We start from the raw sequence: 12,522 nt of genomic DNA on the forward strand, positions 1-12,522 counted from the left end.
ATAGGCGAAAAAATAATTAATATAAACCTGAAAGGAAAATTAAATGACAAACATAGAAAAATCAACTCTAAAAATAAAGGAAGATGTAAATAAAAAACTGGAAAGCCTTATATTAGAACAAAAGGTTATGCCGTTAGAAAAACTTGATGATGCAGTAGCAAATTTTTGGCCGGAAGATGAATCTGTAGATGAGTTTATAACGAATTTGAAACAGTGGAGAAAAGAAGAAATTACTAGAGGGAAAATTTAATGAAAACTGTAGTATTAGACACAGATTTAGTTTCCTTTTTATTTAAAGGAGATACTAGAGGAGATTGGTATAAACCTTATTTAGAAGGAAGTATTTTAGTAATTTCATTTATGACTATAGCTGAATTAGATCGTTGGACATTGGAACGCAACTGGGGAGACACAAGAAAAGAAAAAATGGAGCAACATTTAAAGAAGTTTGTTTTTGTTCCTTATGATAGGCAATTATGCTTAAAATGGGCTGAAGCCTGCTATTCTGCGCGTCGTAATGGTAAACCCATATCAACTTCTGACGCTTGGGTTGCCGCCACTGCTTTATTATTTGATCTTCCTTTGCTTACTCATAATAAAAATGATTATCTTGGTGTTGATGGACTTACTCTTATATCTGAAACTCTTTAATCAAATGTTATTCCAGCATAAATATCACTTAGTAACAAACTACAGTCAATGCTATTTAATGAAATTGTTGCAGTTAAATCTGCTATGTCATAGCTAAACCACTCTCCATTGTCTTGTTTAACATAATGGGTAATTTGTGGCTGTGATTGGGAAACAAGCAAGTATTCTTGCAAAGTTTCTATTGCTCTATAGGCTTGTAATTTTCGTCCTCTGTCGGCTGCTTCGGTACTTGCAGAAAGCACTTCAAACACTAGAACAGGATTAGTTAGTGTATCTATTCCTGATATTTTCTCAAAGTTTCCCTCACAAGCAACACTTACATCTGGATAGCGATAAGGTGGAAAATTAGGTGTGTTAATTGGGATTTCACTTATAAAAGATTTACATCTTCTGCCTTTAAGTTGAACATATAGTTCGCCGTGAATATTGCCTGCGATTTGCCCATGTTCAGGGCTTCCACCACTCATGCAAACAATATCGCCGTCCCAATATTCATAGCGAGCATGACCGACTTTTTCCAATGCAAAATATTCTTCCAACGTGTAGTAATGTTTAGGATTAGCTGACATTGATTTCACCTTTCTTCTATAAGCTATTTTCCTTAATCAAATCTTATCCCTGCATAAATATCACTTAGTAACAAACTACAGTTAATGCTATTTAATGAAATTGTTGCTGTTAAATCTGCTATGTCATAGCTAAACCACTCTCCATTGTCTTGTTTAACATAATGGGTAATTTGTGGCTGTGATTGGGAAACAAGCACATATTCTTGCAAAGTCTCTATTGCTCTATACGCTTGTAATTTTCGCCCTCTGTCCGCTGATTCGGTACTTGCAGAAAGCACTTCAAAGACTACAACTGGATTAGTTAATGTATCTATACCTAATATTTTCTCAAAGTTTTCCCCACAAGCAACACTTACATCTGGATAGCGATAAGGTGGAAAATTAGGTGTATTAATTGGGATTTCACTATTAAAAGCTTCACAATTTCGCCCTTTAAGTTGCTGGTGTAGTTCAGAAAATATATTTCCCCCAATCCTTGCATGTTCTTTACTTCCGCCACTCATGCAAACAATATCGCCATCCCAATATTCATAACGAGCATGACCGACTTTTTCCAATGCAAAATATTCTTCTAACGTGTAGTAATGTTTAGGGTTAGCTGACATTGGTTTTACCTTTCTTCTATTGGAATATCCAAGTCTGACACATCAATTTCACCTGAAATTAGCTTAGGTAAGAGCATGTCGCGGGTTTGCTTTAATATTTTGTTATGATTTCTTTAAATTTTCAAAAGTAAATATTGGCTAAATTTCATGAATCAAAATAAGCTAATAGTTTTGATTCTGGTACAAGAAAAGGCAATAAATAAACTTATTTGATTTAATCACTACAGCAGCATCATTTTTATAAAGTTATGTGTTTGAACATTAAAAAAAACATATTTTAGTGATATTTTGGTTTTAACATAAAAAGGTAATCTACAGGACCAATTATATCAATCAACAAAAAAGCTTTCAAAATTACCTTTCGACCAACTATAATTCTTAGCTTTTTACATACCAAATATTATTCCAATTCTAACAATCCCCTTGAGCCATAAACAAGATATTTTGATATGTCTCTTTGATCTGCTCCAAATCTTTGCCATAATTCAAGAGAAACAACTTCTCCAAGTTTTTCACCTCCCACCCAGCCGGAATCATCCCAAGCGGCGACTCAACGAACTTTGCTTGCTCGTGTCCAGGAAAGCGAAACTTAACAAACCACTCTTGGTAAATCATCCGCGCCATTTCTTCTAAGATCTTGATGCGGCGCGAGTTGTTTTCTATTAGCTCATCGTAGGCCGAAAGAATCGCGGCAATGCGGCGTTGGGTTGGGAGTGGAGGAACTATAATGTCAGCACGTTTAATTATTTCTGTATCAACAGCAGGATATGAGCACCTTTAGCAGATCAAGTAGTCTCAAGTAAACTTTGATTTTATAACTTAGTACTTAAATAAAAAATATTTATCTATAATGTCTTAAAACAGCAAATCCTGTTGAAACAATAACATTTGGTTTAGGATTTTTGCATAGAAAAGATCTTCTATTTGGTCTTACAGTTCACAAACTGTACTACCATTTCTAACTAATCAGTTTTGGCTTAGCATCCTTAAAAAACATTTTTTGGGTATCAAGTAAAACTCCCTCCCCAACAGAGGAAATATCAATATATTCTATTTCATCAAAAGAAAATTTATTCCCTGTATTTGACTGGTTTAAAACACATATTTCATCTAATTTTACTTTTTCCCAATCTTTGCTCATTTTTATTTTAATCCTTGTTATGCAACAGCAACATCTTTAACTTGTTCATTTTCTTTTACATAATCTGAATAAGACACAAATTTTATATCTTCTTCAGGAATACCTGCTTCAATCATATCTTGAACTATACCTTGTTCTATTCCATCCCACTCTATTAAAACTTTTCCGTCCCTTATTCTTGTGTGAATAGTAACATCATGAACTCTGCCTGGTTTATCCCAACCTACAACTAATAACAAATACTCGTCGCGTGCTGTGTCGCAAACAGGAATAGTTTCTAAATGTCCATGACTAGGTTTATATTGTGCATAGTTTAATATTATATCCTGCAATACTTTACGGTAGTTCTCTAGTTTGTCCATAAAACTATTTTCTTCTTTTTGAGGATTAAAAATTAATATTTTATCTATTATTCCATTTGCTCTAGCAGTTTACCAATGTTGTCCGCTATTTGTGTTTCTAGCTCTCATGTGCTTCTAGGTTAAGGCTTTCTAGCTCTTCGTTTAACTCTGTAAGCCGCGCCTTAAAATCAAAATCTTCCGCACTTTTTTCTGTTACTCCTACATAACGCCCAGGGTTTAAGCTCCAACCTTGCGCTGCGATTTCATCAATGGTTGCTACTCTGCAAAGCCCTGCAATATCTACATAAATATTACTAGGGAATTTTTCTAGCAGCATTTCTTTAGTGTTTTGTTGGTTTTCGATTTCTTCGCCTCGATAAAGTCGGACAATGTTTGCTAGAAATTCTACTTGCTCATCAGTAAATTCCCGATGGGCGCGGTCAATTTGCTTATAAATTGCTCGTGCATCAATAAATAAAACTTTGTCTTTGCGTGCAGTGTCGCGCTTGCCTTTGTCTAAAAACCAAAGCGTACAAGGCAAAGTAACCGTGTAAAAGAAATTAGAGCCAACTGACACCATTACATCAACTACGCCAGCTTCTACTAGTTTTTGCCTAAGCGTAGCTTCAGAACTACGAGCATCAGAGGCAGAATTAGCCATTACAAAACCGGCTCGGCCACGCTCATTTAAGGCACTGTAAAAAATTTGTATCCAAAGATAGTTAGCGTTATCTACGCTAGGCATTCCTAAAGGAAAGCGTTTGCTATCGTCTTTAAGCTTAGTTTTATCTACGGAATTAACATTAAATGGAGGGTTAGCCATTACAAAATCAAATTCGCCTACAGCTTTGTGAGGGTCGTCATAGTAGCTAATAGCTTCTTTAACATCGCCAGAAAGCCCATGAACAGCCAAGTTCATCTTACATAGCCTAACAGTTTCACCAACTTTTTCTTGTCCATAAATAGAAATCTCTGCATTAGGGTCTTTCTTATGGTTTTCAACAAAATTTGCACTTTGGACAAACATGCCGCCTGAACCACAAGCAGGGTCAAGAATCTTGCCATGAAAAGGCTCTATGATTTCTACAATTAGCTTTACTATTGATGTAGGCGTGAAAAATTCCCCGCCTTTTTGACCTTCAGACATAGCAAAACTACCCAGAAAATATTCATAAATTTTACCAAAAGCGTCTCCCTCAATATCTGTAGGAATTGAGTTTATTAGCTTTAATAGCTCTAGGATTGTACTTTTCTCTAAAATCGCATAATTTTGAGGTAAAACACCTTTAAGGTCTTCATTTTCTGCTTCAATGAGCTTCATTGCTTGATTGATGGCTAAAGCAATATCGCGGTCTTCTGGTAGCTCAATTAGCTTAGAAAAACGGGCTTCCGTTGGCAGATACAAAACCCCGCTAGCTTGATAATCAGTCTTGCCTATTTGCCGCCTACCGCTAGTTTTACCAGCTAATTCTTTTTCAACTTTAGAAAATTTATAGTCTGCATACTTAAGAAAAATTAGCCCAAGCACAGGAATAGAATATTCAGCAGATTTTAGATTAGAGTTAGCACGAAGCTGATCGGCAAGGCTCCAAAGCTTTTTCTCCAAGTCAGCTAAATTATTTTTAGCCTTAGGTTCTTGTGGTTTTAATTCAGTAAAACTATCAAATAAAGAAGGTTGGTTTTCCATCGTTCTAGCCTTTGTTATTGAGATTTAGAACCTTAAAACAATAGTCAATATTACACGATTAGTTTTAATAGGGTTAAAGTCGTCTATTTAAGAGGGGTTATTATGTATTTTATTAATGGTTGGTTCAAGCCAAAATGCAAAGCTCATCAACAACCATTTAGGATTTATTTGTATTACTTTTGTATTACTTACATTTTGACTTTTGGGTTAAAGACTTGAACAAGTGTCGCTATAGGTGCTATTGTTGGCAGTTGCACCTATTATTATTATTAGCTTTTTTTTAACTACATTTAACTACAATAATTAAGTAGCGTTGGAGGAATAAATGAGCGCAGAAGTCGCCCTTTCAAAATACGCTGGGTTGGATCGTCAAACCCTAATTGGCATCTATAGAAATATTTATCTTTCCCGTCGTCTTGATGATAAAGAAATACAATTAAAGAGCCAGAACAAAATATTTTTTCAAATTAGCGGTGCAGGCCATGAAGCAATACTTGTAGCCGCTGGTCTAGTCTTAAAACCTGGTTATGATTGGTTTTATGCCTATTATCGAGATCGTGCTTTAGCCTTACAGCTTGGAATGACTGCAACAGAAATGTTGCAATCAGCAGTTGGCGCAGAAGCAGATCCTAACTCTGGTGGTCGTCAAATGCCTTCACATTGGGGACATAAAGACTTAAATATAGTGTCTAAATCTAGCCCTACTGGAACACAGTTTCTTCAAGCTGTTGGTTGTGCTGAAGCAGGCCGTTATTACAACGCTTTTAAGGACAATTTTGCTGACCGTGCAAATCAATTTAAGCAAGATGAAGTTATTTATGTTTCAACTGGCGATGGTACAACTAGCCAAGGAGAATTTTTTGAGTCGCTAAACACAGCTTGTAACTTAAAATTGCCTGTTCTTTATTTGGTAGAAGACAATGGTTATGCTATTTCAGTACCAAAAGAAGTACAAACTGCTGGCGGAAGCATTTCAAAATTGCTAGTTGGCTATCCTAATTTATTTATTAAGGAAGTAGACGGAACAGACCCTATTGCAAGCTATCAAGTTCTAAGAGAAGCAGTAACTTATTGCCGTATGCGACGAGGCCCGGCCCTAGTACACGCTCATGTAATCAGACCTTATTCCCACTCATTATCCGACGAAGAAAAGCTTTATAAACCACCTTCTGAACGTAGCGAAGAAGAAAAACGTGATCCAGTAAAAACATTTGCACAATTTTTGTTAGATGAAAAAATCTTAACAGAAAAAGAACTTACAGAATTAAAGCAAAGTGTAGATGATGAGGTAAACAGGGCCGCAGATGTAGCATTAAGCAGCCCTCAGCCAACTAAAGACACTGCCGCTAATTATGTTTACTCGCCAGATGTTGACCCTACTTCAGAAGCATTTTCTACACCAGCAGAACTAGCAGGAGGAACACCAGGCACAGTAGTAGATTTAATTAATTATTGTCTTCGTGATGAAATGGCTAAAGACCCAAGAATTGTAGTTTTTGGCGAAGATGTTGCAGATTGCTCCAAAGAAGAATATTTAGAACAAGTTAAAGGCAAAGGCGGAGTGTTTAAGGTGACTGCCGGGTTGCAACGTCGCTATGGTGGCATGAGGGTTTTTAATTCTCCGTTAGCCGAAGCTAACATTGTTGGTCGTGCAATAGGAATGGCAACACGTGGGCTAAAGCCTGTTGTTGAAATTCAGTTTTTTGATTATATCTGGCCTGCTATGATGCAAATACGTAATGAGTTGGCTGTATTGCGCTGGCGTTCCAACAACGCTTTTTCTTGTTCTGCTGTGCTTCGCGTCCCGATTGGCGGTTACTTAAAAGGTGGTGCGGTTTATCATAGCCAATGTGGAGAAACGACTTTTACACATATTCCAGGTTTAAGAGTAGTATTTCCTTCTAACGCACTAGACGCTAATGGACTACTTCGCACAGCAATTAGATCAGATGATCCAGTTTTATTCTTAGAGCATAAACATCTTTATCGTCAAACTTATAACAAGTCAGAATACCCTGGCCCTAACTATATGATTCCATTTGGAAAAGCTCGTACAGTTAGAGAAGGGCGAGACTTAACGATTATTACTTATGGTGCAAATGTTCAGCATTCTGTTGTAGCCTCGCGTGAAGCAGCAGAACGAGGTATTGAGGTAGAAATTATTGATCTACGTACACTTAGCCCATATGATTGGCCTGCAATTGAAGCATCAGTAAAGAAAACCAACAAGGTTTTAGTAGTCCATGAAGATTGTTTATCTTGGGGTTATGGGGCTGAAATTGCGGCTAGAATTGGCTCAGAACTCTTTGAATATTTAGATGGGCCAGTAATGAGAGTAGCAGCAATGGACACTTTTGTTGCTTATGCTCCTGAGCTAGAAGAAAGAATATTGCCGCAAATTAGCGACATCGCCAAGGCAATAAACGAGCTTTACAGGTATTAGTAGCATAGGTTAAAGCCCTACGCATATAAAACTACAGAAGCTATAAACTATAATTAAGCCAGTACCTATTAAAGTTAATAGATACTGGCTTTTTTAGAATACAAAGAATTTCTCTACTGTTAAAATAATAACAACTAAAGACTAGGGAAAAACAATGGCAAGAAACCCTAAAAAATTTTATTCAATAGAAGAATATTTTGAAATAGAAAAAAATTCAGATATTAGACATGAATATGTTTATGGTGAAATATTTGCTATGTCTGGTTCTAGTCTTCGCCATAACCGTATAGCAAATGCTATTAACCTCCAATTAGCTCAACAACTTGAAGGAACTAGTTGCGAATCGCTTATCAACGATATGCGAACTAAAACGCTAAATAGAATATATCGTTATCCTGATGTTGTGGTTGCTTGTGAGGCAACTTGTGAAATTATTAGTGGTTTAGAAAGTTTAACTAATCCTGTTTTGATAGTAGAAGTATTGTCCAGATCAACAGCTAGCTTTGACCAAGAAGGAAAATTTAGAGAATACCAACAAATTGACACTCTTAGGTATTATTTGCTAGTAGCACAAAATCAGGTATTTGCTACTTTATTAACTAGACAGCCAGACAACACTTGGACAAGTCAATCATTTAGCAACTTAGATGAGTTTATAGAGCTACCTTTTATCAATTGTAGATTATCTTTGCAACGCACTTACTCAAGAGTGCAATTTAGTTAACAAGAACTAATACTAAGCCTTGGCTTTTGACATAAATAGAGAGCTTATGCTAAATTAAGAGCATCTGACTATAAAAATTAATTTTTCAATTTTTCGGCTTTTCAGGAGGTTTGACAATGCCGATTTACGAATATCAATGCGAAAAATGCGGTGTAATAATCGAGAAAATTCAAAAATTTTCTGATGCTCCATTAACAAGCTGTGAAAGATGCGACGGCAAATTAAATAAATTGCTTTCTCAATCCAGTTTTTCATTAAAAGGTTCTGGCTGGTATTTAACAGACTACTCAAAGAAAAGTAGTAGCAGGTCTGAAACCAAGACTGAAACCAAAACTGAAACCAAAGCTGAAACGCCTTGTGCAACAACTGGTGGCGGATGCGGAGCCGGAGCATGTGCGGCTAGCACCGACAATTAATCAAGCTAAAGCATAGAATTTTGATAATTTTATTTGGAAATTAAAAATAGCCTAGAGATCTCTAGGCTATTTTGCTGGTAAAACTTGTTTAATTAAAATTAAAACCCAATAATAATTATTAGCCTGCCAAAAATAATTATTATTGGGTTTCGTCATTATTTAACCCTAAAAATCTTATACTGAGGTTTTATGAAAAAAAACTTACTATTATTTGCTTTATTTGCAATTTTTGCCTTTATTGCAGTTGCTTGTAATCAAACAGAACCAAACAAAACTGCGGGCAACACCCCAGCACCTGACTCAACACCAAGCCCCACAGCAACAAGCGGCCAACCGCCTGAAGGGGGCTTAACCTATGCTGAAGAAACACATTTAGCTAATATTAAACAACTTACTTTTGGTGGTGAAAATGCTGAAGCTTATTGGAGTGCAGATGGTAAACAGCTAATTTTACAATCTACTCACGGCGATTATAAATGTGACCAAATTTTTACAATCAATGTTGAAGATAGCAAAGAAATGAAGCTTGTTAGCACAGGAAAGGGTAGAACAACTTGTTCTTATTTCTTCCCAGATGGCAAAAAAATCCTTTTTGCTTCAACACACGCTGCAAAGGCTGACTGTCCACCTCCGCCAGACTTCTCCCAGGGTTATGTTTGGCCTATAAATCCTGATTATGATATTTATGTTGCAAATCCTGATGGCTCAGACCTAAAACCTTTAGCTAAATCTTCGGGCTATGATGCAGAGGCGACTATTTCCCCAGATGGCAAAAAAATAGTTTTTACCTCAACTAGAGATGGAGACTTAGATCTTTATATAATGGATGCTGATGGGTCAAATGTTAAAAGACTAACGGACGATCCTGGCTATGATGGTGGCGCGTTCTTTTCTCCAGATGGAAAACAGCTAGTTTATCGTGCCTATCATCCAACCGGTGATGAACTAACACAATATCAAGACTTGCTGAAAAAAAATCTAGTAAAACCTAGCAAAATGGAAATTTTCATTATGAATGCTGATGGAAGCGAAAAACGCCAACTAACCACCATTGGCAAAGCAAACTTCTGTCCATTCTTTACCCCTGATGGACAAAGAGTTATTTTTTCCTCAAACCATGCGGATTTAGACCCTAAAGCGCGTAATTTTGATTTATTTGTTGTAAGTGCTGAAGACGGCAGCAATATGAAACGCATCACTTATTCACCTGGTTTTGATGGTTTTCCAATGTTTAGCCCTGATGGCAAAAAGCTGGTTTGGGCATCAAATCGCAATGCTAAAGCAAGAGGCGAAACAAACGTCTTTGTTGCTGATTGGGTAGAATAATTTATTGATTCTGGACTTTAGGATTTATGTTTCTTGGCAATCACTTGCCTTCTTGGGTTAACATCCCAAGGAGGCAAAAAACATCTCCATAAATATGGCACACCAATTGCCGATATTAAAATTTATCAAAAAATTGCGTTTTTTTAATTGTTTGATGTTAGAGAGAAAATCATTATGCAAAACCAAGCTATAATTATCCAAACAGAGCATTTTCAACAATTAATAGATAATCTTATTTTGCAAGGTTATCAGACGTTTGCTCCAACAATTAAAGATAATACAGTTATTTACGATGAGATAACAAAAGTTGATGAAATGCCTATAGGATGGATAGATGAGCAAGAAGGCGGATTTTATCGCTTAAAAAAGCATTCTGAAAAAACATTTTTTAGTTATACAGTAGCAGCAAATTCTTGGAAAAAATATTTGCATCCGCCTAAAATAAAGCTTTGGCAAATTACTAAAAAAAGTAATCAGGAAATGCAGTTTGTAAGTGAAAATAAATTTAGCGGTAAATTAGCTTTTATTGGTGTGCGCTCTTGTGAATTAAATGCAATTTTGATTCAAGACCGGATCTTTCTTAAAGACAAGTTTGTAGATCCAATTTATGCAGAACGTCGCAAAGACCTTTTCATTCTAGCCGTAAATTGTGCTAGAGCAGTAAACACTTGTTTTTGTGTCTCTATGAATACAGGGCCAAAGGCAGAAAGCAATTTTGACTTAGCTTTAACAGAAATTGCAACAGAAAAAGAGCATAAATTTTTAGTAGAAATAGGTACAGAAAAAGGTAAAGCTATATTAGAAAATATTTCTTATAAAGAAGCAAGTTTAGAAGATCAAGAACTTGCACAAAATATTACAGAACATACAATTAATCAAATGGGACGAAAGCTAGACACCAATAATTTAGCAGAAATAATTTCTCATAGTTATGAAAATGCTAGCTGGGATGAGGTAGCTAGCCGGTGTTTAACCTGTGCTAATTGTACAATGGTTTGTCCAACTTGTTTTTGTACCTCTGTACAAGATACAACAGATTTAACAGGAGAAATTGCAGAGCGTTGGCGCAATTGGGATTCTTGTTTTACCTTAGATTTTTCTTATATTCATGGTGGTAGCGTTAGAAGTTCTACTAAATCACGTTATCGACAGTGGATGACACATAAACTTTCTAGTTGGATGGAGCAGTTTGACACACTTGGTTGTGTTGGTTGTGGACGCTGCATTAGTTGGTGTCCAGTAGGAATAGACATTACAGAACAAGCAAAAATTATTCGTCAAGAAGACCAAAGGAAGAAACTCTAATGATACAAAATCTTGAACCAATTTTAGCCAAACACCCATTATTTGCTGACCTAGAGCCAGAATACCTAGCTCTAATTGTTGGTTGTACTAAAAATGTTAGATTTAAGGAAGGAGAATTTTTACTTAGAGAAGGAAAACAGGCTGACACTTTCTATTTAATTAGGGAAGGAAAAGCAACAGTTGATATTTATGCTTCTAATTTAGGGGCGATCACGGTTCACACAGTAGATGCTGGCGAGGTGTTAGGATGGTCTTGGCTAATTTCGCCTTACCGCTGGCACTTTGACGCACAAGCTTTAACACCTATTAGAGCATTAGCAATAGATGGAAAATGTATTAGGGATAAATGCGAAAATAATAAAGCTTTAGGCTATGAACTGATGAAGCGATTTACCCAAATTATTGTGCAACGCCTACAAGCAACACAATTGCAGCTTTTAGACGTTTACCGAGTCCATTAGAAAAAAAGGAACGCTATGCAAACAGTTGACCCAATGCTACCAGTTCAATACCGAATTAAAAATAAAGTAAATGAAAACCAGGACACTTTTACTTTTGAGTTACTGCCGCTAGATCCTGAAGGAAATTTTCGATTTCTGCCAGGTCAATTTAATATGCTCTATTTATTTGGTATGGGAGAGGTAGCAATTTCTATTAGTGGTGATAGCGAAAGGGCTTTGCCTATTGTGCATACAATTCGCGCTGTTGGAACAGTGACTAAAGCAATGCAAAACTTGCAAGCAGGTGATTTAATAGGCGTGCGGGGCCCGTTTGGTAGCAGTTGGCCTATAGAATCAGCTAAGGGAAAAGATGTTTTAGTAATAGTTGGCGGTATAGGACTGGCTCCACTTCGTCCAGTGCTTTATTACTTAATGGCTCATCGTGAAGATTACGGGCAAGTATCATTGCTTTACGGTGCAAGAACTCCTGAAGACCAAATCTTTATGTCTGAATATCAGGAATGGAGCAAAAAGCTAGACGTTTACACAACTGTTGATCGAGTTGATAGGACAAAGAACAATTGGCAAGGTCAAGTTGGCGTAGTAACAAACTTAATTGCTAAAGCAAAATTTGATGCGAATAATTCTATAGCCATGATTTGTGGCCCGGAAATAATGATGCGTTTTGTTGGGCTAAAGCTTAAAGATCACGGGATGAAATTTGAAGACATTTTTATTTCTATGGAAAGAAATATGAAATGTGCTATAGGGTTTTGTGGACATTGCCAATTAGCTGGAACTTTTATTTGTAAAAATGGCCCGGTTTATACCTACCAAGAAATGCAGAAATATTTAGAACTTAGAGAGGTTTAAG

Annotated in this window: 14 protein-coding genes and 1 pseudogene; 9 read left to right on the plus strand and 6 right to left on the minus strand. The window is 36.4% G+C overall.

Annotation, left to right across the window (positions count from 1 at the left end):
- Positions 1–43 precede the first annotated feature (43 nt).
- The gene (locus IPK14_18515) at positions 44–250 is read left to right on the plus strand and encodes a hypothetical protein (GenBank protein ID MBK7995292.1); all 207 of its coding nucleotides are present in this window, start codon (positions 44–46) and stop codon (positions 248–250) included.
- Positions 250–651 (plus strand): type II toxin-antitoxin system VapC family toxin, encoded by a 402-nt coding sequence (locus IPK14_18520; protein ID MBK7995293.1) that lies wholly within the window; start codon positions 250–252, stop codon positions 649–651. The genes IPK14_18515 and IPK14_18520 overlap by 1 nt, the downstream gene beginning before the upstream one ends.
- Here IPK14_18520 and IPK14_18525 read toward each other — a convergent pair.
- The 6 genes and pseudogenes from IPK14_18525 to IPK14_18550 all read right to left on the minus strand — a co-directional run bounded on the left by IPK14_18525 (position 648) and on the right by IPK14_18550 (position 4,994).
- Positions 648–1,220 carry a Uma2 family endonuclease gene (locus tag IPK14_18525; protein MBK7995294.1) on the minus strand — a complete coding sequence of 191 codons (573 nt, stop codon included), beginning with the start codon at positions 1,218–1,220 and terminating at the stop codon, positions 648–650. The genes IPK14_18520 and IPK14_18525 overlap by 4 nt on opposite strands.
- Before the next feature lie 32 nt (positions 1,221–1,252).
- Complete coding sequence (locus IPK14_18530; GenBank protein MBK7995295.1) at positions 1,253–1,825, minus strand: Uma2 family endonuclease; 573 nt, start codon at positions 1,823–1,825, stop codon at positions 1,253–1,255.
- Positions 1,826–2,236: 411 nt separating this feature from the next.
- The gene (locus IPK14_18535) at positions 2,237–2,572 is read right to left on the minus strand and encodes a restriction endonuclease subunit S (GenBank protein ID MBK7995296.1); all 336 of its coding nucleotides are present in this window, start codon (positions 2,570–2,572) and stop codon (positions 2,237–2,239) included.
- A 211-nt stretch (positions 2,573–2,783) separates the two neighbouring features.
- On the minus strand, positions 2,784–2,966 hold the full coding sequence (locus IPK14_18540; protein ID MBK7995297.1) for a hypothetical protein: 183 nt from the start codon (positions 2,964–2,966) through the stop codon (positions 2,784–2,786).
- A 17-nt stretch (positions 2,967–2,983) separates the two neighbouring features.
- Positions 2,984–3,328, minus strand: a complete 345-nt coding sequence (locus IPK14_18545) for a XisI protein (GenBank protein MBK7995298.1) — start codon at positions 3,326–3,328, stop codon at positions 2,984–2,986.
- A 47-nt stretch (positions 3,329–3,375) separates the two neighbouring features.
- Positions 3,376–4,994, minus strand: a pseudogene (locus IPK14_18550) (SAM-dependent DNA methyltransferase).
- A 325-nt stretch (positions 4,995–5,319) separates the two neighbouring features.
- Here IPK14_18550 and IPK14_18555 point away from each other — a divergent pair.
- The 7 genes from IPK14_18555 to IPK14_18585 all read left to right on the plus strand — a co-directional run bounded on the left by IPK14_18555 (position 5,320) and on the right by IPK14_18585 (position 12,521).
- Positions 5,320–7,437 carry a dehydrogenase E1 component subunit alpha/beta gene (locus tag IPK14_18555; GenBank protein MBK7995299.1) on the plus strand — a complete coding sequence of 706 codons (2,118 nt, stop codon included), beginning with the start codon at positions 5,320–5,322 and terminating at the stop codon, positions 7,435–7,437.
- Positions 7,438–7,591: 154 nt separating this feature from the next.
- A complete protein-coding gene (locus IPK14_18560) occupies positions 7,592–8,161 on the plus strand; it encodes a Uma2 family endonuclease (protein ID MBK7995300.1) in 570 nt (189 codons plus the stop codon).
- 116 nt (positions 8,162–8,277) lie between these two features.
- Entirely contained in the window at positions 8,278–8,577 is a 300-nt protein-coding gene (locus IPK14_18565; protein ID MBK7995301.1) for a zinc ribbon domain-containing protein, read from the plus strand.
- A 189-nt stretch (positions 8,578–8,766) separates the two neighbouring features.
- Positions 8,767–9,903, plus strand: a complete 1,137-nt coding sequence (locus IPK14_18570) for a PD40 domain-containing protein (GenBank protein MBK7995302.1) — start codon at positions 8,767–8,769, stop codon at positions 9,901–9,903.
- Between the two features lie 174 nt (positions 9,904–10,077).
- The gene (locus tag IPK14_18575; GenBank protein MBK7995303.1) at positions 10,078–11,208 is read left to right on the plus strand and encodes a 4Fe-4S dicluster domain-containing protein; all 1,131 of its coding nucleotides are present in this window, start codon (positions 10,078–10,080) and stop codon (positions 11,206–11,208) included.
- On the plus strand, positions 11,208–11,669 hold the full coding sequence (locus tag IPK14_18580; GenBank protein ID MBK7995304.1) for a cyclic nucleotide-binding domain-containing protein: 462 nt from the start codon (positions 11,208–11,210) through the stop codon (positions 11,667–11,669). The genes IPK14_18575 and IPK14_18580 overlap by 1 nt, the downstream gene beginning before the upstream one ends.
- A 15-nt stretch (positions 11,670–11,684) precedes the next feature.
- Entirely contained in the window at positions 11,685–12,521 is an 837-nt protein-coding gene (locus IPK14_18585) for an FAD/NAD(P)-binding protein (protein ID MBK7995305.1), read from the plus strand.
- Position 12,522 lies beyond the last annotated feature (1 nt).

It is taken from the genome of Blastocatellia bacterium (assembly GCA_016713405.1).
Taxonomy (GTDB): domain Bacteria; phylum Acidobacteriota; class Blastocatellia; order Chloracidobacteriales; family JADJPF01; genus JADJPF01.

Excerpts from the sequence above, each read along its gene's own strand:
- IPK14_18570 (MBK7995302.1), top strand. The coding sequence starts at position 8,767 with ATGAAAAAAAACTTACTATTATTTGCTTTATTTGCAATTTTTGCCTTT.
- IPK14_18565 (MBK7995301.1), top strand. The coding sequence starts at position 8,278 with ATGCCGATTTACGAATATCAATGCGAAAAATGCGGTGTAATAATCGAG.
- IPK14_18585 (MBK7995305.1), top strand. The coding sequence starts at position 11,685 with ATGCAAACAGTTGACCCAATGCTACCAGTTCAATACCGAATTAAAAAT.
- IPK14_18575 (MBK7995303.1), top strand. The coding sequence starts at position 10,078 with ATGCAAAACCAAGCTATAATTATCCAAACAGAGCATTTTCAACAATTA.
- IPK14_18545 (MBK7995298.1), bottom strand. The coding sequence starts at position 3,328 with ATGGACAAACTAGAGAACTACCGTAAAGTATTGCAGGATATAATATTA.
- IPK14_18540 (MBK7995297.1), bottom strand. The coding sequence starts at position 2,966 with ATGAGCAAAGATTGGGAAAAAGTAAAATTAGATGAAATATGTGTTTTA.
- IPK14_18555 (MBK7995299.1), top strand. The coding sequence starts at position 5,320 with ATGAGCGCAGAAGTCGCCCTTTCAAAATACGCTGGGTTGGATCGTCAA.
- IPK14_18560 (MBK7995300.1), top strand. The coding sequence starts at position 7,592 with ATGGCAAGAAACCCTAAAAAATTTTATTCAATAGAAGAATATTTTGAA.
- IPK14_18520 (MBK7995293.1), top strand. The coding sequence starts at position 250 with ATGAAAACTGTAGTATTAGACACAGATTTAGTTTCCTTTTTATTTAAA.
- IPK14_18525 (MBK7995294.1), bottom strand. The coding sequence starts at position 1,220 with ATGTCAGCTAATCCTAAACATTACTACACGTTGGAAGAATATTTTGCA.
- IPK14_18515 (MBK7995292.1), top strand. The coding sequence starts at position 44 with ATGACAAACATAGAAAAATCAACTCTAAAAATAAAGGAAGATGTAAAT.
- IPK14_18580 (MBK7995304.1), top strand. The coding sequence starts at position 11,208 with ATGATACAAAATCTTGAACCAATTTTAGCCAAACACCCATTATTTGCT.
- IPK14_18530 (MBK7995295.1), bottom strand. The coding sequence starts at position 1,825 with ATGTCAGCTAACCCTAAACATTACTACACGTTAGAAGAATATTTTGCA.